The following is a 21,652-nucleotide window of genomic DNA, read 5'->3' as shown; positions in this document are numbered from 1 at the left end:
TGGAGGGGACGTCGGATCACCGAAGGAGCTCGAGCCGCCGAGACGCCAAGCGCGCTCAGCCGCCGGTCCCGCCTGAGCCGCCTGCGCCCTCCGGCTCATCGCCGCACGCGGCGCCATCACAGCTGTTGTCGACGCCGTCGCCGCACACCTCCTCGGCTCCCGGATGCACCGACGGAAGGTCGTCGCGGCAGTCCAGCTCTCGGTACCCATCCTGATCGCAGTCCGAGCACGATTCGTCGTGGACCAGCAGGCCGGGGAGACGAGCCCCACAGCAGAGGCTGCGCGCCCCACATCCGCGCGCGCCGCGCATCGCGCACCGCTGGACATCGCGCAGGACGCTGGAATTGCTTCCCTTCTCGTCGCGTCCTTGGCATCGTCGCGTCCTTGGCATCGTCGCGGCCCGCTCTGCGCGCCCGAGGCGAGCGAGGGCGGTTGTTCTTCTTTATCTCAGCATGGCGAGCGCCGGAGCCGGTCACGGCGGCGTCGATCACCTTCGCGAGAGGATGTGCGGCATGGGAGCTTTGAAAGACAAGGTCGTCATCGTCACGGGCGCGAGCGCGGGCATCGGCAGGGAGACGGCCGCCGCCCTCGCCGCCGAGGGCGCGAAGGTCGTCGCGAGCGCGCGGCGCGAGGCGCAGGGGCGCGAGCTCGTCGCCGCCGTCAAGGACCGCGGCGGGGAGATCACCTGGGTCACCGCCGACATGCGGGTCGAGCGCGACGTGCAGGCGCTCGTGGACGCCGCGGTCTCCACCTACGGCCGCCTCGATGGCAGCTTCAACAACGCCGGGGTCGGCTTTCTGGCGCCGTTCATCGAGATGAGCAACGAGGACTACGACCAGTTCCTGGACACGAACCTCCGCGGCGTCTTCTGGTGCATGAAGTACCAGATCAAAGCCATGCTCGCGGGGGGCGGGGGCTCCATCGTCAACTGCGCCTCGGTGGCAGCGTCGCGCTCCTTTCCCGGGCTGTCGGCCTACGCCGCGTCCAAGGCCGGCCTCGTCGCGCTCTCGCGCGGCGCCGCGGTCGAGGTCGCGCAGAAGGGCATCCGCATCAACACGGTGAGCCCCGGCATCATCGAGTCGGAGATGGCCACGGCGGGCTGGCGCCTCGACGATCCCCAGGGCCGCGCCTTCGCCTCGTCGCTCCACGCCATGAACCGCGTCGGCAAGCCGGGAGAGGTGGCCGCGGCGGTCGCGTTCCTCCTCAGCGACAAGGCCTCGTTCGTCACGGGCCAGGACATCATCGTCGACGGCGGCCTCGTGCCGGCCGCGTGGCCCGCGGGCTACGCGGGCGGGGGCTGAGCCGCGCCCAGCGCGCGCCCTGAGCCGCGCTCCTCCGCGGCCGCTCGCCGCCGGGTGCGCGGGATGGCCCCGCTCGGCCCGGCCGGCGCGAGCGGCCGGGGACGGCGCGCGTCGGCACCTCGCGTGCACGCAGCGGGTCGGCGCGCGCGTGTGCGGGGGATGCACGGCGCGCGGCGATGGAGGGGAACCATGGGGCGCGATGACGAGGAGCGGCCCGAGCCGCAGGCGCAGGGCAAGGGGCGTGTCGACGAGGTCGATCAGTCGAAGGGGATCTTCCGGCTCGACGGGCCGCATCCCAAGGAGGCCGAGCTCCGCGCGCCGGGCACGCTCGGCGGCGGTCCTTACGAGGAGTCCGGGCGCGGCGGCCCCGCGGGCTCGCTCGAGCCGCGGGACCCCAGCCTCGCGTCCGCGGGCGCGGCGGCCTCGCCGGAGGAGCCGCCGGCGCAGGGCGGCGACGCGGCCGACGAGGCGCGGCCGGTGGCGGGCGCGCTGCCGCAGCACGAGGAGCGGAGCGCCGAGGAGCGCAGGGCCGCCGGGCAGGGGTAACCAGGGGTAACAGGGGAGGCGGCGGCCGCGCTCGCGCCGCTCGCGCCGGCGCCTCGCGCGCTCACCGCGGGGCCGCGGCGCTCGCGACGCCCAGGGCGACGTATTTGCTGAGGGTGCCGAGCACGCCCATCTTGTCGCGGAAGTTCTTCATGAGCCGATCGGGCAAAATCAGCTCGTCGAACAGGAGGCCGCCGAGCGCCGACAGCGCGCCCGTGAGCGGGCCGCTGCGCTTTCCGGTCGCGTCGAGCGCCTTCTCGTAGCCGATGCCCCAGGCGAGCAGGCCCCCGGCGAGCACCGCGATCCCGGCGGGCGTGACGACCGGATCGAACCGGTCGCTCGCGCGGCGCCCCCCGAGCCCGACCGCCGTCGCCATCGCGTTCATGGAGGCCCAGGGCGAACCGCGCTTGAGGGTCGACGCTGCCATCATCGTGCACATCGTCGCCGCCGTCAGCGCGGCGCCGGTCCGCAGCCCGCGCGTGACGATCTCGCTCATGCGGGCCCCCTGCTGAGGGCGCTGCGCGGCCGCGCGGGGCGCCTCGGGCGGCAGGGCCGTCGCCTCGGGCGGCAGAGCGCTCGCCCGAGCAGGCGGAGGGGCCGCCTCGGCCGGCACAGCCGTCGCGGGCGGCAGGGCGCTCGCCTCCGGCGGAAGGGCGGTTGTCTGGACGGGGGGAGACATCCGCTCGGAAGGGGGGACCAGCGCCGCGGGCTGGTCGGCCTCGGCGCCCCCCTGTCGGCCGACATGGAGATAGTCCTCGCGACCATCATGGTAGGTATAAGGGACCGGCTTGGGACCCTGGTGCTCCGGCTCCGGCGTTCCTGCGGCGCGTTCCGGGTTCATTCGATTCTCCATCTGACACCTTTCGACGATTTCTGCGAAACCTAGGATCTGCGGCGGGTGCCAACTCCGTGCCAGCGCCGCGTCAGCCAGTCCACGTCGCCGGGCCATCGCCCCGAGCGCGATCGACCCGGGCTCCCGCGGTCGCACGGACGCACGCCGGCGGTCCCGCTGGCCCGGCCGATCCGCCCTCGTCCGCGCGCGCCCGTGGTTTGGCCCTCGCATGGGGCTGCGCCCAGGAGGACCCCATGAGCACGGCGCGCCCGCTCGATCACGACTCCCCCACGAGGACATCGCGCGCCGTGAAGACGGCCGGCGTGCTCTTCGGGTTGGGCGCGGGCGGGCTGATCGATGGAATCCTGTTCCATCAGCTCCTGCAGTGGCACCACCTGATCTGCTTCAGCTGCCATCCGGGCGCGACCATCGACGACGTGCGGAGGAACATCTTCGCAGATGGCCTGTTCAGCGCTGTCGCATTCGGTCTCACCGTGGCAGGAGTCAGCAAGCTCTGGAGCGCGCTGCAGCGGGGCGGAGCCCTGCTGTCCGGGCGGATCTTCCCCGGCGCCGCCGCCGTGGGCTGGGGGGTGTTCAACCTGGTCGAGGGGGTGATCGATCATCACCTCCTCCAGATTCACCATGTCCGTCCAGGGCCAGGTCAGCTGGGCTGGGATCTGGCCTTCCTCGCGTCCGGGGGCTTGCTCGTGCTCGGCGGCCTGCGCCTGATGCGCGCGGCGCCGCGCGGCGCGCGTGCCGGGCTGTCAGCGGGATGAGGGGGCGCGGCGGGGCGAGGGCAGGCGCCGGGCCGGATCGCCGGCGCGGTCGGCTGCGTCGAGCGACAGGTCGCGCGTCTCGGTCACGGGGGCAGCCGCCGTGAGCGGCGGCGGCACGGCGAGCGTGGTCATCGGTGCGCCCTGCGCGACGGCCGCGCCCCCGTCGCCCTCGGCGGCAGAGGTCATGTCGAGCGACGCCGTTGTCTCGCCCCCAGGGGCCGGCGCGGCCGCCTCGACCGAGCGGCCGAGCGGGTCGCCGCCGGGCCACGCCAGCGCGATGGACGCAGCGCTCGACGCGGGCCCGCGCGCGCGGCGCTCGGCCTTCATCATCGACGGGTCGAGCGCGGTGCCGCCCGCGAGCAGCGGGCGCAGCGCCGCCAGCATGGCCGCGGCGCTCGGGTAGCGCGCCGAAGGATCCAGGGCGAGCGCGCCGTGGATGACCGCCGCGACCTCGACCGGGACCCACGGGGCGATCTCGTGGAGCGGCAGCGGCGGCGTGCTGCAGATCGTGTAGACGAGCTTCCCGAGCGTGCCGACCTGCTGGTACGGGGCGTGGCCGGCGACGGCGCAGTAGAGGGCGCTGGCGAGCGACCAGAGATCGGTGCGGTGATCGACGTCGCGGCCGTTCTGCACCTGCTCGGGCGACATGTACAGCGGCGAGCCGAGCACGCTGCCGGTGTTCGTCAGCCCCGTCGTGTGCGCCAGGGCCAGCGGATCGGCCAGGATCTTGGCGATGCCGAAGTCGAGGATCTTGACCGTGAGCGACCCGTCCGGGCGCCTCGCGAGGAAGAGGTTCGCCGGCTTGATGTCGCGGTGGACGATGCGCGCCTCGTGCGCCTTCTGCAGGCCCGCGAGCGCCTGGGCGCCGATGCGCAGCACGACGTCCGGCGGGAGGGGCCCGACCGCGTCGATGCGCTGCTGGAGGTCCTTGCCGTGGAGGCGCTCCATCGCGATGTACGAGGTGTCCGTCTCCTCGTCGGTGCCGGCGTCGAGCACCTGCACGATGTGCTCGCTGTCGATCGCGCTCGCCGCCCGCGCCTCGCGGCGAAGGCGCTTCACCCCCTCGCTGCCGGGCAGGAGGTGGCGCCTGCTCATGACCTTGATCGCGACGCGCAGCTGCGTGGTCGTGTGCTCCGCCTCGTACACGGAGCCCATCCCCCCCTCGCCGAGGAGGCGCACGAGCTTGTATTTGCGGTCGATCGTCTGGCCTATCAATCGCAGTGCAGCCTAGCGAAGCGACCCTGGTGCGGCAACGACGTCTCCCGTGGACGGCCGCGCCGCCGGCGGCCTGGCGAGGCACGTCAACAGCGCTCACCCGCTCGAGCCGCGCGGCGCTCTGGAGGTGGGTCGCCGAGCTGCGGAGATGGGTCGGGGCGCGGCGCCGCGCTCCGCGCCATCACCGCTCCGCCCGCGCGGGGCCGCCTTCGCCCCACGCCATCTGCGCGAGGCGGTGCAGCAGGGACAGCGAGGGCGGCTGCGCGCCCGCCTCGAGCGATGGGAAGGCGCACGTCAGCTGAACCACGGCGAACGGCGCCCTCCTGGCGATGAGCAGCTCGCAGTGGCCGCTGAACGCCGCCGGGTTCCGGGGCCGGGCGGGGGGGGCGAGCGAGAGGCCGTCGGGGAGCTCCGCGAGCGCGCGCCCGAGGTCGTCGAGCTCCTCGGGCGCGAGGCGTCGCTCGCGCGGCTCGGCCGCGCCGCTGCCGCCCGGGTAGAGCAGCGCGTGCCCGCTGGCCTGCGAGCGGAACGGGCCGTCCGAGGACGGCGAGAGCGAGAGCTCGACCTTGGCCCAGCGGCGCCCGCCGCCGGCCGGCGCGATGCCTTCGAGGACGAGGAGCCAGTCCGGCGCCGGCCGGCGCGCCATCGCGCGCCTCGCCCAGCGCCGCAGCGCGTGGGGCCGCGCCCAGGGCGAGAGCCCCGCGTGCCACGCGCGGAACGCGAGCTCCTCGCGGTACGCCGCGCCCGGGAGCCACGATCGGGCCGCCTCGAGCGACTCCCACACCGCGAGCCCCGCCGCGAACGCCGGGCCCACGCTGATGCACTGGACCAGCCCGGGGATGCACGCGGCCGCCGCGGCGAGCACCGCGCCCCCCGCCGCGGCCGACGCGACCAGCTGGACCGCCCCGAGCCCGAGCTCCCACGGATGGCTGCCCTGGCACAGCTGCCGCAGCTCGGCGGTGCTCAGCTCGCTCGGGTCGCGCACGTCGCAGGCCGCTCTGGTCATATCCTCGTCGCCGCCCCGGGCTCGGCCCAGGGCCGAGCGCTCCCATCATACCGCGATCCGGCGGCGCGCGCCGTCAATCTGCGTCGCCGCCCGGGACGGCGATGGGGCCGACCGCGGCCTTCGTCGCGCGCAGGTAGTCGCCGGGGGCGACGAGGATCTGGGTGCCTCGCACGCCGGCCGAGATGGAGACGACGTCGAAGAGCTCGATCGTCTCGTCCGCGTAGACGGGATAGGCCTTCTTCGCGCCGAGCGCCGTGACCCCGCCACGGACGTAGCCCGTGAGCGGCTGGACCTCTTTGAGGGGCACGGTGTCGACCTTCCGGTCTCCGGTGAGCCGCGCGATCGCCTTGAGGTCGAGCTGGGCGTTGCCCGGCACCACCGCGAAGCAGACGCCGTTGCGGTCGCCGCGCGCCACGAGCGTCTTCCACACCTGCTCCGGCGGCAGGCCGATCTTCCTGGCCACGGTGCTCGCGGTCAGGTCGCTCGGATCGACCTCGTAGGTGCGCAGCTCGTACGGGATGCCGAGGCTGTCGAGGATGCGCGCCGCGTTGGTCTTCATGCGGGGCATGCTATACGCGCCGGCCGGGCCGATGACGACCGAGAAGAAGCTCCCCGAGGGCCGGCTGAACCGCTTCGTCCGCCTCGCGGGCCTCGGCGCCCGCGCGGGGGCGGCGCACCTGCTCGCGCGGCGGGGCGACGCCGCCGCGGACGCCGCGGCGCACGTCGCCGAGGTGCTGGGCACGATGCGCGGGCTCGCCGCGAAGGTCGGCCAGATGGCGAGCTACGTCGACGGCTTCATCCCCGAGCCGCAGCGCGAGGCGTACGAGGCCGCGCTGCGCTCCCTCCGCGCCGCCGCGCCGGTGTCCTCGCCCGCCGCCGTCCGCGCGGTGGTCGAGGAGGACCTCGGGGCCCGCGTCGACGAGCTCTTCGCGGCCTGGGACGACGCGCCGTTCGCGAGCGCCTCCATCGGCCAGGTGCACCGCGCGGCGCTCGCGGACGGGCGCGCGGTGGCCGTGAAGGTCCAGCATCCGGGGATCGACCGGGCGCTCGCGAGCGACCTGGAGAACGCCGGCATGATCCAGGCGCTGGTGGGCGCGATGGCGCCCAAGGCGCTCGACTCGAAGCGCGTGCTCGAGGAGGTCAGGGCGCGGTTCCTGGAGGAGCTCGACTACGCGCTCGAGGCGGAGCGACAGCGGTATTTCGCGGGCGTCCACCGGGGCGATCCGACGATTCACATCCCCGAGGTCATCGCGTCTCGCTCGTCGCGCCGCGTGCTCACCGCCGAGCTCGCGCGCGGCGCGACGCTGGAGGAGGCCGCGGCGCGCGACGAGCGCACCCGGCGCGCGTATGCCGAGGCGCTCTGGCGGTTCGTGTTCAAGGGCAACCTCGTCGGCGGGATGTTCAACGCGGATCCGCACCCGGGCAACTATCTCTTTCACGCGGACGGCCGGGTCACCTTCCTCGATTTCGGCTGTGTCGAGCCGCTCGACGGCGCGCGGCTCGAGCACGGGCGCGGGATGCACCTCGCGGCGCTCCGGAAGGACGAGGCGGCGTTCGCGCGGCACGCGGCGCTGATCCTGGGGACGCGGGGCGGGCGGTTCGAGGAGATGTCGCTCGCGTACACGCGGCGGTGCTTCGAGCCGCTGTTCAGCGCGCCGTTCCGCGTCACGCGGGCTTACGTGACGAGCCTTGTGGAGGGCGTGATGGCGATCAAGGAGCAGATCTTGGTGAAGGACAGCGGGTTCGTGCAGCTGCCGCCGGGCATGGTGTTCTTGAACCGGCTCCAGTTCGGGTTCTACTCGGTGCTCGCGCGGCTCGACGTGGAGGTCGACTACGCCGCGGTCGAGCGGGCGTTCCTGCGGGAGGCGGGGCTGCTCGAGTAAGGCTGCGGGCGCGCGCGCGACCCGGCGCATGCGCGACCCGCTGGCGAGGGCGCGTCGGAGAGCGGCTCGACGGCTTATGCCGGGAGCGGTCGGCGCTATAACGCGTGGTCGCGGCCCTTGATCGGGGCAGGCATTGGAGGGGCACATGAACAGACTCGCTCATCGAAAGACAATCGCCGCGCTCGCCCTGCTCGCCGCCGCCTGTGGCGGGTCGTCGGACGACGCGCCCGACGACGGGAGCAGCGGGACGACTGCGTCTGGCGCGGGCGGCGGCACGACTGCGTCTGGCGCGGGCGGCGGCACGACGGCGTCTGGCGCGGGCGGCGGCACGACGGCCTCCAGCGGGACGACCGCGCCGGACGGCGAGATCCTGGCGCTCGAGATCGTCGAATGGCACCAGGACGAATCGGCGCTGCGGGTCTCGTTGGTCCTCAGGAATCAGGATACGTTGCCGCTGCCGGTGACGCCGGAGAGCTTCTCCGTGACGAGCTCGGATGGGTTCTCGCTCGGCTGGGTGCCCTTTCGATGGATCACGAACCCGTGCCCGGCGGTGAATCTGCCGTCCTTGGGCTCCTTGCGCTGCGAGATGGGCTTCAGCAAGAGCGCCGAGCAGGAGCCGGCACGGCTGGTGTTCGCCGCGCTCGACGGGCGCCAAATCGAGACCCCGTTTCCGGCCGAGTCGCCCATCACGCTGGACAACTTCTGCTCCCACATCAGCTTCGACGGTCGTTGCTACGAATGCGTGACCGAGTGCAGGTTGTACGAATCCGTCTGCACCTCGGACGAGGACCGGATCAACCTCGACAGGCTTCTCTTCTCTGCGGGGGACTCTTGCACCGAAGATGCTCCCCCCCTGAGCGAGGCCTGTTTTGACGGGCTGCTGACGTGCATACAGGATGACTGCGTCGAGGACTGCGATTTGCACCCTTGATCCACGAGGCGGCCAACCGCGGGAGCGCGCCTCGCCTTCCGCCTGCCGGGAGGGAGGGCGCTTCAGCGCGCGCGGCGGTCGTGGAAGAGGAGCATCTCGATCGTGCCGGCCTCGCGGAGCCACGGCTGGTCGTGCGGGCCCGGGAGGACGCGGAGCGTGTGGGGGATCGAGCGCTTCGCGAGCTGCGCGGCGAGGGCGGCGTTCGCGTCGTGGAACGGGTCGCCCTTGCTGGTGAGCAGGTGGAGATCGCGCGGGCCGGCCGCGGCGACGGCCCGGGCGAGGCGGTCGGCGTAGGCCGAGGCGCGGTGGGTGCTGATGGCGGACTGCACGCCGCCCCAGGCCCCGAAGAGCTCGGGCCTGCGGAGGAACACCTCGACGCCGACGTAGCCGCCGAGCGAGCAGCCGTCGAGCGAGGTGCGGGCCGCGTCCTGGAACACGGGCGCCTCGGCGCGGGCGCGGGGCAGGACCACCTCCGCGAGCCAGCGCGCGTAGCCGTCGAGGGCCGCGGAGGGGTTCGGGGCCTTGTGGACGTTGGGCGTGTACGGGCACGCGACCGCAAGGCCCCGGAACGGCCGCGCCGCGAGGGCGGCGTTGACCTCGGCGAGGCGTGCGTCGGTCCAGTCCTTCCGGCGCGCGGTGCGGCCGAGCGGCGGGCGGCGGAGCCGCTCGTAGGCGGACCCGAGGCCGTAGCGATCGAGCCACGCGAAGGCGCCGAGGCGCTCGTCGCCGGTCTCGCCGAGGCCGTGGAGGAGCACGAGCAGCGGCACGCGCTCGCCCGGGGCGAGGTGCCTCGGGACGAGCAGCGTGAACCGCCGGCCGAGGGCGCGATCGCCGGGGACCTGGAGGTCGCGGACGTCGAAGGCCGGCGGGGCGGAGGGCGCCGGAGGCGGCGGCGCGGAGGGCGCCGGAGGCGGCGGGGCGGCGGAAGAGGCGTCGGCCGGGTCGGCGAGGGCGGCGCGCGGGGCGAGGGCGGCGGCGCAGAGGGCGAGGAAGGGGCGCCGGGGGAGGAGCATGCGGGGAGTGTCGCAGCTCGGCTGCTCCGGGCCAGCTCGTCGGGGCTCCACAGGGATCTCGCGGGTCTCTGGGGGCTGACAGGAAATGGCCGAGGCGCGCCGACGGGGTGGACGCGGCGCGCGCCGAGCGGGTACACCGGGGCGCCCATGGCCACGACGCACGACGCGACCGACGAGACGCACGACGAGGTGGGGCAGGCGCGCCCCGTTCGCCCCGAGGACCAGGACCCGAAGCTGTGGAGGGGCCAGGGGTGGACGGCGCGGGTCATCAAGAACGAGGACGACGACGGGTGGGCCGTCGAGATGACGTGCGACGGCCAGAGCGAGCCCTCGCTGGTGGGGCCGTGGACGATGGGGCGCGACAAGAAGAACCCGAAGCCGCTCGACGCGAGCGCGTTCGCCACCCTGGTGAAGACGGCGAACGAGGTGCTGGCGCGGCACGTCCAGCAGCGCCGGGCGCTGCTCCACCGGAACGTGACGGTGGCGGTCGAGGGCGGCGCGCGGGTGCGGGTGGACCTCGACGTGGTGCCCGACGAGGACGACCCCCACGCCGTCCTCACCGAGCGCGACGCTGCCGGAGGGATCGTGCGGCGGTCGCGGGTCGCCGCCGATTTCAAGCTCACCGCCGAGAGCGCGCGCAGGTGGCTCGAAGGGGGCGTCCCCGAGGCGTGACGGGCGCGCAGCCGACGATGCGCCCGGCGAGGACGTGAAGCCACGGCCGCGGCAGAGACGGCCGCCGATCCCCCCGCGCTCAGCCGGGATGGCTCGGCGTCCAGGCCGGCGGATCGCTCGCCGGGAACGACTCGTCCGACGCCTCGTCCTCGGGCTCGACCGGCGCTTCCGGCGTCTCGCGCGGCGAGAGCGCGCCCCCGCGGTCGACCGGCGTCTCCGGAATCCGCTCCTCGCGCGCCTCCTCCGTCGGCTCGGAGCCGGCCGCGGCGCCCTCGGGCGCTTCCGGTTGTCGCTGTACCGCCGCCTCCTCGCTCGCTTCCATGCGTCCCCTCCGGCGCTGCCGTGCCCTCCTCGACAGCTGGAGCCGGCGAGGCGCGCCGCAAGGGGATCCCCGGCGAGATCGAGGCGGCGCTCTCTCTGCGCTCGCCTCGCGTCGCTCAGCGCGCCGGCTGAGCCCCCACGAACCGCTCCAGCACCGCCTTGCGGAGCAGCTTCGGCGGCAGGATCCCCTGGGCGAGCACGAAATCGTGGAACCGCTGCGCGTCGAAGCGAGGGCCCATCCTGGACTCGACCTCTGCGCGGAGCTCCATCAGCCGGGTGAACCCGTAGAAATACGATGTCGCCTGCCCCGGCGCGCGGAACGTGTAGCGCTCCACCTCGGACTGCGCGAACGGCGCCGACAGCACCACGTCCTTCTCCAGCAGGGCGCGCGCGGCCGCGGGCGTGATCTTGCCGGCCTGGAGCTCCGGGTCCAGGAAGGCGCGCGCGGCCCGCAGCAGGCGGTATTGCAGCGAGACGAGCTGACCCTCCGGCGGCATGAACGGGAGCACGATGGCCTCGGCGTAGAGGCCCCACCCCTCCACGTTGGCGCTGTTGTCCGCGAAGACCGCCCTGGCGATCGAGACGCCCCGCTCGACCAGCGAGGCGAACTGGAGCTCGTGTCCGGGGCGCGCCTCGTGGGCGGTGAGCGTCCACGACGCCGCGGCGTGGGTGAAATCGTCGACCTTCCGCAGCCCCTCCGCGGAGCCGGGCGGCGCCGGGAGGCTCAGCGGCAGCACGAACTCCCCTTGTTCGCCCTGGTTGTCGAGCAGCCGCGGCGGCCGCATGTGCGGCGCAGGCGTCTCGGCGCTCTCGGCGGCGGTGCCGAGCCGGATGCGCGCCGGCCGCTCGGGCAGGGTGACGAGGCGCTCTTTCCGAATGATGGCCTCGATCTGGGCGAGCCGCTCCTTGTAATGCGGCAAGATCGCCTCGCCCACCAGCTGCTCCTGTTTCAGGGCGCGGATCACGTCGCGGTAATCCGCGCTCGGCAGCTTGCGCGCGGCGGCGACCGACACCGAGAGCTTCTGCATCTGCGCCTTCAGATCGTCGAAGGCGGCGTGGGCCAGGGACGCGAGCTCGGCGGGCGGGAGATCGACGCCATACGACTCGAGCGCGAACGCATAGAGCGGCGGGGGCAGCGCGAAGCCGACCCGCGCCCGGGGGAGCACGTCGGCGCGCAGCGCCGCGTCGTACGCCTCGAGCTGGCGGTTCAGCGCGGCGAGCGGCTCTTCATGGCCGCTGATCGCGTATTTCCGGAAGAGCTCTCCGATGCCCTCCCGCACGCGGGCGTTCGTGGCGAGGTGCCGCTCGATCTCCATCCTGGAGGGGGCGAGCAAGCCGGGTTTCCCGAGGTCCTGGGTGAGCCTGGCCCTGGCCTGCTCGGCGATGGGCGCGTGGCCCCCCTCCAGGCCTGCGTAGCGCCGGAGCCGCGTGAGGGCCATGGCCCGCCGCGCCGGCGAGTTCCGGTCGTCCAGCAGGACCGAGATGCCCGTGAACACGAGCCCCGTGACGTGCACGTACGAGACCCGGTGCTTCTCGTCGAGCTCCGAGCCGCGTACCGCGCGATCTCCGGCGTCCAGCAGGATCTGCAGGTCTTCGGCGACCGCCGGGTCCTCCTCGGCATCTCGCCGCTTCTGGAGCTCGACGATGGCCGCGCGGTAGGCCGCGCGCTCCCGCGCCTCGACCCCCGGCGAGAGATCGGTGATCTCCCCGTCCGCGCGCTCGATCCCCGCCGCGCCGGCGTGCTCCGGCGAGAACCGCGCGAGCACGTCGAGGAGCACCTGCGCGTGCTCGTTGCTGCGCTCGACCCACGCCGGGGTGCGGGGGGCTGCCGCAGGCGCGGCGGGCGGCGCCGCCTTCGCGCTCGCGGCGGCCGGCGGCGCCGGCGAGGGCAGGGGAGCCGGCGCGGCCGCGGGAGGCGGCGCCTCGCGGGCGCACGCGGCCACGAGCAGGGGAACGACGGCGAAGGGGCGGAGGGCGCGCAGGGCCATATCGCACCTCTGGCACAGGCACAGCCGCGAGCCAATCACGACGAAGATACGCGAGGGCTCTGCGAGCGCGCCTTTCGCTGCCGTGATGCGCCGCCCCGCGACCTGTGTTGTTCTTCATGAACTCCGCGGTTTACAGCGTACTTCTCCAATCCGCGCGCGCGCGGCGATCACCCTGCGGAGCGGGCGCATCTCGCGACGTGCCCTCCTTCGGCGCGGGGCGGGCGGCGCGGGGCGGGCGGCGCGGGGCGGGCGGCGCGGGGCTGGCGGCGCGGAGCGGGTCGCCCGCGTGGCGCGCCAGGGAGCGCGTCGCGCGCGCTCGCTCGCGCGCCGATGTGCTCAGCGGCGGCGGCGCCAGCGCAGGAGCCCGAGCGCGAGCAGGCCTGCGGCGGTGGCGATCGCCGGGTCCTCGGCGGCGCCGACGCGGCAGCCGCAACCCGACGAAGAGGAGGAATCGGACGCGTCAGCGCCGGCGCTGCCGCCGTCGCCGCTCGCGCCGGCGCCGCCGTCGCCCGCGCTGCCGCCGGAGGAGGCGGTGCTGGCGCCGTCGCCGGAGCCGCCGCTGCTCACGCTGCTCGATGCGGCGCCGCCCTCGCCGGATTCGCCGCCTGCGCCGCCAGACCCGGTGGGCTCACCCTCGCGCGGGAGGATCGTGACGGTCGCGCAGTGGTGATAGAAGCAGCCGCCCGGGTTGTTGATCCCGTGGTTTGACATGAACTCGCTGACCTGCAGCGTGCAGTTCTCGCAGGTCAGATCGTCGGGGAGCTTGATCTCGACGGTTTGCTCGGCCGTGAACGCCGACGTGTGGACGAGCAGGCCGTCCGCCACGAGGGGGAGCTGCGGATCTGTCTCGATGACGGTGGAGCCGCACGGCGTGGCGCCGGGGGTCACCACCGGATCCGGGGGGAGCGACTCCGGCTTCTCCGCGATCGACACGCGGTAATGGCCCGGGTGGAATATCGTCTCGTCGATCCTCAGCTTGATCGTCTGACCCTGGACATACGTGGTCACCTCGCCGGTCGGCTCGATCGGCGTCCCGGGGTCCGCCTGGCCGCAGGGCGCGCTCTTCTGCGGGTCGCCGAGGTCGCTTTGTTCCGAGTAGCAAGCGGGCTCGAGCAGGACGAAGTGGGCGTGGGCCACGGCCGGGTCGATCGCGGCGAGGGCCGCCGCGGCGAGGGCCGCTGCCGCGGGCGCGCGCCACGGCGCCTTGGGTCTCGTTCGTGATGTTCGCATCGCAATTCTCTAGGTCAGGAGGTGGTCTCGCGGCCGCGCCCGTGGAGACTCGTTGGCTCTCCTCCCAGGGCGTCGCGGGCGCCTACTCTCCACCACCGCTTGTCCGCCGCCAAGCCCGAACTCGCCGCGGCGACGACACCCGAGCTCGCGATCGCCGCGGCGACGACAACCAAGCTTGAACTCGCCGCTGTCAACGGTCGCCGGACCGCGGCGCAGCGCCGCGCCCGCGCCGGCCCGAAGCTCGTCCCCGTGACGGCAGCGCCGGCGCCAGCAGCTCGCCGTCGATCCGGAAGCCGCTGTGGCGCGCCGTCGACCACGTCGCCGGCGCCGGACGGCTCGATGCGCTCGACGGACGGCGCCGCTCTCCGTCGCTCACGAGGCCGCTCGCGTCCCCGGACCGGCCGGACGCGCTGCCACGGCTCCGCACCTCGCCGCCAGACGACGCCGCGATGTCACCGGGCTGCCTTCATGTCCTCCGCGGCGCTGTGGTCGATTCTCGTTTCGTGTGGGCGTGAGCGCGAGGTGCGCGCCCCGGATCTCTCGACTGCCGATCTGCAGATCAGGCCACGCGCCGGATTGTCAGTCGTGTGGACCCGGCGTAGCGTGGTGCTCCTTGCAGTTCCTCCAACATCGAGGGCGTCATGAGTAACCCGTCCCTGCCTCAGAACGACTCTCCCGCGGAGCAGCAGCAGCGCAAGAGCGAGCTCGCCCGCGCCCAGCAGACGTACGTCTACGACCACGACACCCGTCTATCGCCCCTCGGGGTGGCCCAGAGCGTTCCGAACGGACAGGGGTTTGCCCCCATCCTGGTGGGCTCGGCCGCGCTCGTCATCCTCGAGCTCGTCGGCAACGTGATGGCCAAGGCGTCCAAGCTGGTGGGCTCCGACGGCGCGCTTCACTCCCCGAAGGGAGGCCCGATGGACGACGCGACGAGCGCCAAGATCCAGGGCGTCCTCCACGATCTCAAGCAACGTCATCGGGAGCTCACCCTCATGCTGACGCCGCTCCATGGCGAGCCCGAGCGCGCCCCCGCGCCGCCGCCGCGAGCGCCGGCGGTCGCGGTGGTCGCGGGGTTCGCGCAGAAGATCGTCACGGCGGCCGAGGGCCGCGCCGTGGAGGGCGTCCTCGGCGCGACGAACTATCCCACCAAGAAGGTGGGCGATATCATCAAGTCGCTGCTGGATGCGCTGGTGAGCGCGGCGGGGAAGCTCCTTCTCAGTCTTGTCGGGATGTACGGGCAGGCGACCGGCGTGTACGACTACGTCTCGGAGTTCCAGACGTTCCGCCTGCCCGAGATCGCGAGCGTCTACCAGGACGACTCCATCTTCGCCTGGCTGCGCGTGGCGGGGCCGAACCCGCTCGTCCTCAAGCGCGTCGCGTCGCCCGGCGCGAGCTTCCCCGTGACCGACACGCAGTATCGCTCGGTGATGGGCGAGGGCGACTCCCTGGCGAGGGCAGGCGCGGAGGGGCGCCTCTACCTGGCCGACTACGAGCTGCTCTCGCAGCTCGTGCCCGGGACCGCGCCGGATCAGCAGAAGTACGTCGAGGCGCCGCTCGCGCTCTTCGCGGTGCCCGCCGCGGGCTCGCCGAGCCGCCTGCTCCGCCCGGTGGCCATCCAGTGCGCCCAGACGCCGGGCGCGGCGAGCCCGATCTTCACCCCTTCGGACGGCGTGGCGTGGGAGGTGGCCAAGCTCCACGTGCAGGTCGCCGATGGGAACTTCCATGAATTGATCTCGCACCTCGGGCAGACCCACCTCGTCATGGAGGCGTTCGCGATGGCCACCCCGCGGCAGCTCGCCCCCGAGCACCCGGTCAACGTCCTGCTCACGCCGCATTTCCAGGGCACCCTGGCGATCAACAACGCCGCCGAGGCCGATCTCATCGCCCCGGGAGGCCCGGTGGACAACCTGCTCGCCGGGACGATCGCGTCGTCCACCCGGCTCGCGGTCGACGCCGTGCTGAGCTACAGCGTCAATCAGCAGTTCCTCCCGGTGGCGCTCGCGCGCCGCGGCGTCGACGACCCGAGCACCCTGCCGAGCTACCCCTACCGCGACGACGCGACGCTCCTCTGGGGCGCGATCCATACGTGGGTGTCGCGGTACCTCGCGATCTATTATACGAGCGACGCAGACGTGCTGGGCGATTACGAGCTGCAAGGCTGGTTCGCCGAGCTGTCTTCCCCGTCGGGCTGTGGCCTGAAAGACATCGGCGAGGACGGGGCGATCCGCACCGTCGCTTATCTGGCGAACCTGCTGACGCACGTGATCTTCACCGCCAGCGCCCAGCACGCGGCCGTGAACTTCCCGCAGAGCTCCCTCATGAGCTTCACCCCGGCGCTCCCGCTCGCCGCCTACGCCCCGGCGCCGAGCATCACCGCGGGCCTGCCGTCCTCGGAGATCTTCCAGCACCTGCCGCCCCTGCAGCAGGCGCTGCTCCAGCTGAACGTGATGATGCTCCTCGGCGGCGTCTACTACTCGCGGCTCGGCGACTACGACCGGAACATCCCGGGGGCGTATTTCACCGACGCGCGGATCCGCGAGCCCCTCGAGGCGTTTCAGCGCGAGCTGATGGATATCGAGGCGACCATCGGCAAGCGCAACCTCCAGCGCTTCCCGTACGTCGTCCTCCTGCCGTCGCAGATCCCGCAGAGCATCAACATCTAGGCTCGGCCTCGCCGGAAGCGCCGGAATCAGGCGTCGTGGAGCGTCATCGACGCGTCACGCGCGATCGAGGAACGTCACCTCGCCGGTCTCCAGGGCGTACTCGGCGCCGACGATGCGCATGCCCTCCTCGGCGCACAGCCGCTCGAGCAGCCGGCTGCCGTGCCGGAGGTGATCGCACGAGTTGCGCACGTTGGCGCGGACAGCCTCGCGCATCAGGAAATCCCTTGGAGCGTGGCGGCCGGCGGCGCTCACCACCGTCTGCACCGGGGCGCGGCAGCGCTCGACGATATCGCGGATGTTGTCGGTGAGGACGCCGCCGCTCTCCTCCTGGAGCAGCTCGCCCAGCGTGGCCTTGATGGCGCCGCAGCGCGAGTGGCCCATCACCACGGCGAGGCGCGTCCCGAAGGCGGCGGCGGCGAACTCCACGCTGCCGACCAGCGACGGCGCCACCACGTTGCCCGCCACCCGGATGACGAACAGATCGCCGAGGCCCTGGTCGAAGATGAGCTCGGACGGCACCCGCGAGTCCGAGCAGGAGAGGATGATGGCGAACGGCCGCTGCCCTTCCGCGAGCGCGGCCCGCTCCCGCTGGCCCAGCACCACGCGCTCGCTGCGGACGTTGTCGGCGAAGCGCCGGTTGCCCTCGATCAGCCGCTCCAGCGCCTGACCGGCGGAAATGGGGGGCAGGGCGGGCGGGGGGTCGGTGATGCTCATGACGGCCGGCCAGCGTGGTAGCGCGCGCGGCGGGCGTCAATGGGCTGTCGCCCGCCGCGGTGCGCCGTTCGTGGCGATCGACCTCGGAGCGACCGCCGACCGCGATCACGGCCGACGCCGCGCTGGAACGCGGCGCCGGGGCGCGGCGCGCGCGGGGATCACCGCGCCGTGCCGCCGCCGCGCCGCCGCCGCACCGCGAGCGCCGCGACGGCGGCCGCCGCCCCGAGCGCGCCCAGCGGAGCGCGCGGCGCTCCCCCCGGGATCGCGCACCCGCACCCCTCCTCCGGCGGCGACGGCTCCCTCGCCGGATCGACCACCACGCTCACCTGGTCGGCCGCCTCCAGGATCCCGTCGCTGACCTTCACCTCGAACGCGAGCGCCGTCGCCGCGGCCACCTCGGGCGCCACGAAGGTCGCCCGCGCGCCGTCGCCCACGAGCTCGACCTCCGGCCCCGCCGTCTGCGTCCAGGAGAACGTCAGCTCGTCCTCCTCGGGATCCGAGCTCCCCGACGCGTCGAGCGTCACCAGCTCTCCCACCGCGACCGCCTGATCCGCCCCGGCGTCGGCCGCCGGCCCTCGCTGGCAAGAGGCGGTGTCCTCGACGAGCGTCGCGAACGGCTTGTTCTTCACGCCCGCGAACCCGATGTTGTCGATCTCCCAGCCGGTGTCGCCCGCGGCCTCGTCGGTGCCGACCCGGAACCGCACCCGCACCGTCTTTCCGGCGAACGCGGTCCCCAGATCCACCGACACCCTGTCGAGCTCGGGCCACGACGGGCTCTCGCCGACGAACGCCCTCCGCCTGGCCAGCGGGTTGCCCGACTCGCTCGTGATCCTGCCGCCGTAGCCCGGATCCGCGGTCTTCGCGACGTCGACCCACGTCTCGCCGCCATCGGCGCTGATCTCGATCACCGCGCCGTCCCAGAACGTGCCGTCGCTCGCCTCGAACTGGTGCCGGTGCGCGAACGTCAGCACGAAGCGCTCGGTCTCGCTGACCTCCAGGGGCGGCGACACCAGCGCCGCGTCGGACAGGGTCCCGAGATCGACGCCGCGCCACACGCGGTTCGGCGCGTTCCCCTCGGCGCGCGACCACACGAGCTCGCTGGAGATCCCCTCGACCGTCCACGTCGTGCTCTGCGTCTCCACGCCGTCGACCGTCGACGACCCGGGGACCTCATCGTAGTTCACGCGGCGCACCAGGGCCTCGACCCGCGTCGGCGTGCACGCCTCGGCGCTCTTCAGCGTCAGGTTGAGCTTCAGGTCCTCGGCGGGCTTCATGTTCCGGTCGAGCTTCACCGGCACGGTCGCGGTCCCGGTCGCGAACGGCGCGATGTCGCCGAACGACGCGCGCGCGCCCTCCGGGAAGGTCACCCCGCCGCCCGGCCCCTCGATGGACGCCGCCGCGCCGGTCAGGGGCGCCGCGCCGCGATTGACGATCTCGATCGTGACCGTGCCGGACTCCTCCGCGTCGAGCAGCCCGTCGCTGTCGCAGGAGCCGGCGCTGTCGTCGAGCTCCGCGCGGACCAGCGCGAGCTCGGGCTGGACCTTGAAGCTCTCGACCACGCCGGAGAGGCCGCGCGCGTCGACGCGCGGCGACACGGCGCACGTGCCGGCCCCGCGCCGCGCGAACGCCTCCGCCATCGCGCGGAAGTCGCCCTGATCGCTGGCGAGCGCGGCGGCCAGCACCGCGTCGCGCTGCTCGGTGAAGGTCGGGTTGGCGGGGGCGAGCTTCATGCCGGCCACCACGTAATCGCTCATCCGCCGCCGGGTCTGCTCGAACGCGCGCGGCGGGGTCAGGCCGCCGCCGTGCCGGATCAGCGCGACATAGGCCTCGAACATCATCGCCGCCCAGACCTCTCCGGCGTTGTGCACCTCGGAGTTCTGCGGAGCCGAGACGTTGAGCGGGTGGTCGGGGAGGCGCTCGTCGTCCGAGATGTGCCGGAACGTCAGCCCGTTCTTGGCGAAATCGACGGAGTAGGGCGCGCGGCGGATGCCGAAGTAGCTGTCGCCGAGCGCCGCGCTCCCGTAGCTCGAGATCGGGTAAGCGCCGTCGAGGTCGTCGCCCTCGCGCAGCGCCATGTGCAGCGCGACGAAGTCCCCCCACCCCTCGCTCTGCGCGCCGCACATCTGGGTGCTGCACGCGACCTGACGGAGGTGGATGTAATGGCCCCACTCGTGCGCCACGATGGTGTTGTCGATCGTCCCGTCGCGCTCCACGCTGGGCTCTCGGGTCATCGTGACCGTGAGCGGCGCCTGCGCCCCCGCGAGCGCCGCCTTGAGCGCGCCGCCGTCCTCCAGCGAGACGCTCTGGGCGGGCGTCGTCACCTCCGGGTCGTCGCCGGCGAGCCGCGGGGCCCCGTCGCTCTCGCGGTTGTTGGCGATGATGACGCCGACCGCGCCGGCCTCCTGCGCGTTGCGCGCCTTCTCTGCGAAGGCGCACCCGCCGCGGTCGACGAGGGCGATCTTGCCGGCCACGTCGCTCGTGATCGGCCCGCACGCGTCGCCCCGGGGCGCGGCGTCGTCCTCGCCGAGGGCGAGCTCGCCGGTCACCTCGTAGCGCTGGGGCCCGAACATGGCGGTGTTCGACGCGTAATTGGCGTTCTGCGGCGTGACGCTGAGCGACCGCAGGTCCGGCCCGGTCCACAGGTACATCTGCATCCGCGGCGACGCGCCGTCGTACGTCGCATCCATGTTCGCGTTGTCGCGGCTGCCGCCGGGCGCGTCGTCCTGCGCCTCGGCGAGGAGCGGGTCGCCGCCGATGCCGCCCCGGCCGAGGTTGTCGCGCTGGGCGTTGCCCGCAGCCTCGGTGAAGCCGGAGTCGTAATACCAGTCGTGGAGCCAGTTCGTGACGTAGAAGACCTGGGTGACGGCCGCCATGATCTGATCGGGCCCGGCGAGCGGCTCGGCGAGCGGATCATAGGTGTAGTCGAACGCGCCCGGCCCCGAGAGCTCCGCGCGCGTATCGCCGCTGGAGAACCCGTCGGGCGCGTTGTGATCCGCGTAGGCGTCGACGTTGTTGCCGCGGGTCGAGGTCGCGTCGGCCGGCAGCCACGGGTCGGCCCGGCCGTCCGGGTTCGTGTTGAAGCCCTCGATGGAGATGAGGCTCGGCGCGATGAACCGCGGGCGATGGCCGTCGGGCCGCCCGGTCGGGTGCGGCGACATGTCCGCGATGGGCCCGCCGAGCGGGGTGTGCTTGTCGTCGTCCTCCGCCCAGACCCGGTAATCGAACGTCGCGGCGTGGGAGAGGTTTTCCCGGTAGAGATACCGCCCGTCGCTGGCCCCGAACACCCACGCGGTCGCGTCGGAGCTCGTGCGCTCGGCGTCGCCCGAGACGACCTCGACGAAGTAGCCGGGCACGAGCCGGTCGGGCAGCGGAAACAGCACCTTCCTCACCCGCGCCGGCTGCGCGAAGCGCAGGCTGCCGGCGCGCTGGCGCGCGTGCGCGGTGTCCGCGAGGTCGAAGAGCCGATATCCGCCCTTCGCCTCGCCGAGGTCGCGGAGGTCGGCCGTCTTGATGTCGATGCGGTGCGCGTCGCGCACGGCGCGGACGACCGCCTGGGCCGGCGCGCCGGTGAACGCGCGGCTGCGCTTCGAGCCGGGCCGGAGGGAGCCGGCGCCGGGCGGCAGCGCGACGGCCGACGCGTGCAGGTTGCCGCCGAGGGCGACGAGCGTGAGGTCGCGCTTCATGAGCACCTTGAGCTCGCTGCGGAAGACCGGGATCCCGTCGACGTCCTGCCCCAGCGTCACGAGGATGCCGCCGCGCCCGGTGTCGTGGATGTGGCGCACCACGGCCGTGTCGAGCGCGGCCTGCGGCAGGTGGTAGAGGCGCGCGTACTGCTGCACGTACCAGCGGGCGGCGGCCTCGGCCGTGCTGTGGGTGGCGGCCGGCGGGCGGTGCTCCGGCGAGGTCGCCCACACGAACGTCGGCACCCCGCGTTGCGGGTCGGTCGACGCGATGACGGCGCCCGGCGCGTCGTCGCTGGCGACGCGCGCCACGCCGGCGGGCGGCGCCGGCGGCTCCCTGAAGTAGGCATCGTGATTCGGGCGCTCGCGCGCGTGGGCGAGGGGACCGGCGAGCAGCGCGAACGACAGCGCGGTGTACCGAACTGAAACCTTCATGTTCCTCGATTCTCCGATTCCGAGGGAACGACGCCTGTTGGCCACGCGCGCGACGGCCGCGCGCTGCGTCCCGGGCGCCTCGCGCCCACCCGTCGAATCCGCGACGCGCGGCACCCTAGCCGCAGCGTGCGTGCAGGGGAAGCGCGACCGATCGCGCCCTGTCCGGAGTCGTAAGGCGCCTCTCATGCGATCTCGTCCAGCGCTTGTCAGGGCGCGAGTCCGGCGGCTCCGATCCAGGCATGGAATAAAGAGGATACCGTCGCGCTCCACTCCATGAATCCATGAATTGCACTGTTGTGATCGCTGCCTGACGTCGTGGGGCGCATCGGCCGCGCGCGCCGAGCTCGCCCGACCTGGGCAGGAGGGGAGACTGTCGCGCCGGAATCGGGCGGGGTGGGGGGAGCCGGGTGGGGGAGCTGGGGAGGGGGGAGCTGGGGAGGGGGGAGCTG

General features: G+C 73.4%; 18 protein-coding genes. 7 read left to right on the top strand and 11 right to left on the bottom strand.

Annotated features, from left to right (window positions below):
- Nucleotides 1-55: 55 nt before the first annotated feature.
- Entirely contained in the window at nt 56-310 is a 255-nt protein-coding gene (locus NQZ70_RS53480; RefSeq protein WP_237244151.1) for a putative metal-binding motif-containing protein, read from the bottom strand.
- A gap of 202 nt (nt 311-512) precedes the next feature.
- Here NQZ70_RS53480 and NQZ70_RS29260 point away from each other — a divergent pair, with 202 nt between their 5' ends.
- Both NQZ70_RS29260 and NQZ70_RS29255 read left to right on the top strand, forming a co-directional pair.
- Nucleotides 513-1,301 carry an SDR family NAD(P)-dependent oxidoreductase gene (locus NQZ70_RS29260; protein WP_129577151.1) on the top strand — a complete coding sequence of 263 codons (789 nt, stop codon included), beginning with the start codon at nt 513-515 and terminating at the stop codon, nt 1,299-1,301.
- 189 nt (nt 1,302-1,490) lie between these two features.
- A complete protein-coding gene (locus NQZ70_RS29255; protein ID WP_129577150.1) occupies nt 1,491-1,847 on the top strand; it encodes a hypothetical protein in 357 nt (118 codons plus the stop codon).
- 61 nt (nt 1,848-1,908) lie between these two features.
- Here the strand turns inward: NQZ70_RS29255 and NQZ70_RS29250 are convergent, their stop codons facing one another.
- Nucleotides 1,909-2,685: a hypothetical protein gene (locus NQZ70_RS29250; RefSeq protein WP_129577149.1), complete on the bottom strand. Its 777-nt coding sequence runs from the start codon at nt 2,683-2,685 to the stop codon at nt 1,909-1,911.
- A gap of 299 nt (nt 2,686-2,984) precedes the next feature.
- Here NQZ70_RS29250 and NQZ70_RS29245 point away from each other — a divergent pair, with 299 nt between their 5' ends.
- Nucleotides 2,985-3,452 carry a DUF2243 domain-containing protein gene (locus NQZ70_RS29245; protein ID WP_165374674.1) on the top strand — a complete coding sequence of 156 codons (468 nt, stop codon included), beginning with the start codon at nt 2,985-2,987 and terminating at the stop codon, nt 3,450-3,452.
- Here NQZ70_RS29245 and NQZ70_RS29240 read toward each other — a convergent pair.
- The 3 genes from NQZ70_RS29240 to ybaK form a co-directional block, all read right to left on the bottom strand.
- Nucleotides 3,441-4,667 carry a serine/threonine-protein kinase gene (locus tag NQZ70_RS29240; RefSeq protein ID WP_129577147.1) on the bottom strand — a complete coding sequence of 409 codons (1,227 nt, stop codon included), beginning with the start codon at nt 4,665-4,667 and terminating at the stop codon, nt 3,441-3,443. The two genes, NQZ70_RS29245 and NQZ70_RS29240, sit on opposite strands and share 12 nt — an antisense overlap.
- 181 nt (nt 4,668-4,848) lie before the next feature.
- Nucleotides 4,849-5,673, bottom strand: a complete 825-nt coding sequence (locus NQZ70_RS29235) for a hypothetical protein (protein ID WP_129577146.1) — start codon at nt 5,671-5,673, stop codon at nt 4,849-4,851.
- A gap of 73 nt (nt 5,674-5,746) precedes the next feature.
- A complete protein-coding gene (gene ybaK, locus NQZ70_RS29230) occupies nt 5,747-6,232 on the bottom strand; it encodes a Cys-tRNA(Pro) deacylase (protein WP_129577145.1) in 486 nt (161 codons plus the stop codon).
- Between ybaK and NQZ70_RS29225 the strand changes: the two genes are divergently transcribed.
- Entirely contained in the window at nt 6,210-7,556 is a 1,347-nt protein-coding gene (locus NQZ70_RS29225; RefSeq protein WP_272825954.1) for an AarF/ABC1/UbiB kinase family protein, read from the top strand. The two genes, ybaK and NQZ70_RS29225, sit on opposite strands and share 23 nt — an antisense overlap.
- 145 nt (nt 7,557-7,701) lie before the next feature.
- The gene (locus NQZ70_RS29220) at nt 7,702-8,487 is read left to right on the top strand and encodes a hypothetical protein (RefSeq protein ID WP_165374219.1); all 786 of its coding nucleotides are present in this window, start codon (nt 7,702-7,704) and stop codon (nt 8,485-8,487) included.
- A 62-nt stretch (nt 8,488-8,549) separates the two neighbouring features.
- Here NQZ70_RS29220 and NQZ70_RS29215 read toward each other — a convergent pair whose 3' ends face one another.
- On the bottom strand, nt 8,550-9,500 hold the full coding sequence (locus tag NQZ70_RS29215) for an esterase family protein (RefSeq protein WP_129577142.1): 951 nt from the start codon (nt 9,498-9,500) through the stop codon (nt 8,550-8,552).
- 147 nt (nt 9,501-9,647) lie between these two features.
- Here NQZ70_RS29215 and NQZ70_RS29210 point away from each other — a divergent pair, with 147 nt between their 5' ends.
- Nucleotides 9,648-10,172, top strand: coding sequence for a hypothetical protein (locus NQZ70_RS29210; RefSeq protein ID WP_207217506.1), 525 nt, complete (start codon nt 9,648-9,650; stop codon nt 10,170-10,172).
- 79 nt (nt 10,173-10,251) lie between these two features.
- Here NQZ70_RS29210 and NQZ70_RS29205 read toward each other — a convergent pair whose 3' ends face one another.
- The 3 genes from NQZ70_RS29205 to NQZ70_RS29195 all read right to left on the bottom strand — a co-directional run bounded on the left by NQZ70_RS29205 (nt 10,252) and on the right by NQZ70_RS29195 (nt 13,711).
- Entirely contained in the window at nt 10,252-10,494 is a 243-nt protein-coding gene (locus NQZ70_RS29205; RefSeq protein ID WP_129577141.1) for a hypothetical protein, read from the bottom strand.
- 115 nt (nt 10,495-10,609) lie between these two features.
- Nucleotides 10,610-12,481: a DUF885 domain-containing protein gene (locus tag NQZ70_RS29200; RefSeq protein WP_129577140.1), complete on the bottom strand. Its 1,872-nt coding sequence runs from the start codon at nt 12,479-12,481 to the stop codon at nt 10,610-10,612.
- Between the two features lie 336 nt (nt 12,482-12,817).
- Complete coding sequence (locus NQZ70_RS29195) at nt 12,818-13,711, bottom strand: SCE4755 family polysaccharide monooxygenase-like protein (RefSeq protein WP_129577139.1); 894 nt, start codon at nt 13,709-13,711, stop codon at nt 12,818-12,820.
- Nucleotides 13,712-14,352: 641 nt separating this feature from the next.
- On the opposite strand from NQZ70_RS29195, the gene NQZ70_RS29190 reads away from it, so the two are divergent.
- Nucleotides 14,353-16,374 carry a lipoxygenase family protein gene (locus tag NQZ70_RS29190; protein ID WP_129577138.1) on the top strand — a complete coding sequence of 674 codons (2,022 nt, stop codon included), beginning with the start codon at nt 14,353-14,355 and terminating at the stop codon, nt 16,372-16,374.
- 54 nt (nt 16,375-16,428) lie between these two features.
- On the opposite strand, the gene NQZ70_RS29185 is transcribed toward NQZ70_RS29190, so the two are convergent.
- Together NQZ70_RS29185 and NQZ70_RS29180 are read right to left on the bottom strand one after the other, a co-directional pair.
- Entirely contained in the window at nt 16,429-17,088 is a 660-nt protein-coding gene (locus NQZ70_RS29185; protein WP_129577137.1) for a carbonic anhydrase, read from the bottom strand.
- Between the two features lie 158 nt (nt 17,089-17,246).
- Complete coding sequence (locus tag NQZ70_RS29180; protein ID WP_129577136.1) at nt 17,247-21,203, bottom strand: M36 family metallopeptidase; 3,957 nt, start codon at nt 21,201-21,203, stop codon at nt 17,247-17,249.
- Between the last annotated feature and the right edge of the window lie 449 nt (nt 21,204-21,652).

The sequence above is a fragment of the Sorangium sp. So ce836 genome, from assembly GCF_028553905.1.
Taxonomy (GTDB): Bacteria; Myxococcota_A; Polyangia; order Polyangiales; family Polyangiaceae; genus Sorangium; species Sorangium cellulosum_D.
The sequence above is the reverse complement of the archived record's forward strand: the minus strand, read 5'-3'. Positions and strand labels throughout refer to the sequence as shown.

Excerpts from the sequence above, each read along its gene's own strand:
- NQZ70_RS29235 (WP_129577146.1), bottom strand. The coding sequence starts at position 5,673 with ATGACCAGAGCGGCCTGCGACGTGCGCGACCCGAGCGAGCTGAGCACC.
- NQZ70_RS29200 (WP_129577140.1), bottom strand. The coding sequence starts at position 12,481 with ATGGCCCTGCGCGCCCTCCGCCCCTTCGCCGTCGTTCCCCTGCTCGTG.
- NQZ70_RS29190 (WP_129577138.1), top strand. The coding sequence starts at position 14,353 with ATGAGTAACCCGTCCCTGCCTCAGAACGACTCTCCCGCGGAGCAGCAG.
- NQZ70_RS29255 (WP_129577150.1), top strand. The coding sequence starts at position 1,491 with ATGGGGCGCGATGACGAGGAGCGGCCCGAGCCGCAGGCGCAGGGCAAG.
- NQZ70_RS29210 (WP_207217506.1), top strand. The coding sequence starts at position 9,648 with ATGGCCACGACGCACGACGCGACCGACGAGACGCACGACGAGGTGGGG.
- NQZ70_RS29195 (WP_129577139.1), bottom strand. The coding sequence starts at position 13,711 with ATGCGAACATCACGAACGAGACCCAAGGCGCCGTGGCGCGCGCCCGCG.
- NQZ70_RS29185 (WP_129577137.1), bottom strand. The coding sequence starts at position 17,088 with ATGAGCATCACCGACCCCCCGCCCGCCCTGCCCCCCATTTCCGCCGGT.
- NQZ70_RS29215 (WP_129577142.1), bottom strand. The coding sequence starts at position 9,500 with ATGCTCCTCCCCCGGCGCCCCTTCCTCGCCCTCTGCGCCGCCGCCCTC.
- NQZ70_RS29205 (WP_129577141.1), bottom strand. The coding sequence starts at position 10,494 with ATGGAAGCGAGCGAGGAGGCGGCGGTACAGCGACAACCGGAAGCGCCC.
- NQZ70_RS29220 (WP_165374219.1), top strand. The coding sequence starts at position 7,702 with ATGAACAGACTCGCTCATCGAAAGACAATCGCCGCGCTCGCCCTGCTC.
- ybaK (WP_129577145.1), bottom strand. The coding sequence starts at position 6,232 with ATGAAGACCAACGCGGCGCGCATCCTCGACAGCCTCGGCATCCCGTAC.
- NQZ70_RS29225 (WP_272825954.1), top strand. The coding sequence starts at position 6,210 with ATGCGCGCCGCGTTGGTCTTCATGCGGGGCATGCTATACGCGCCGGCC.
- NQZ70_RS29250 (WP_129577149.1), bottom strand. The coding sequence starts at position 2,685 with ATGAACCCGGAACGCGCCGCAGGAACGCCGGAGCCGGAGCACCAGGGT.
- NQZ70_RS53480 (WP_237244151.1), bottom strand. The coding sequence starts at position 310 with ATGCGCGGCGCGCGCGGATGTGGGGCGCGCAGCCTCTGCTGTGGGGCT.
- NQZ70_RS29180 (WP_129577136.1), bottom strand. The coding sequence starts at position 21,203 with ATGAAGGTTTCAGTTCGGTACACCGCGCTGTCGTTCGCGCTGCTCGCC.
- NQZ70_RS29260 (WP_129577151.1), top strand. The coding sequence starts at position 513 with ATGGGAGCTTTGAAAGACAAGGTCGTCATCGTCACGGGCGCGAGCGCG.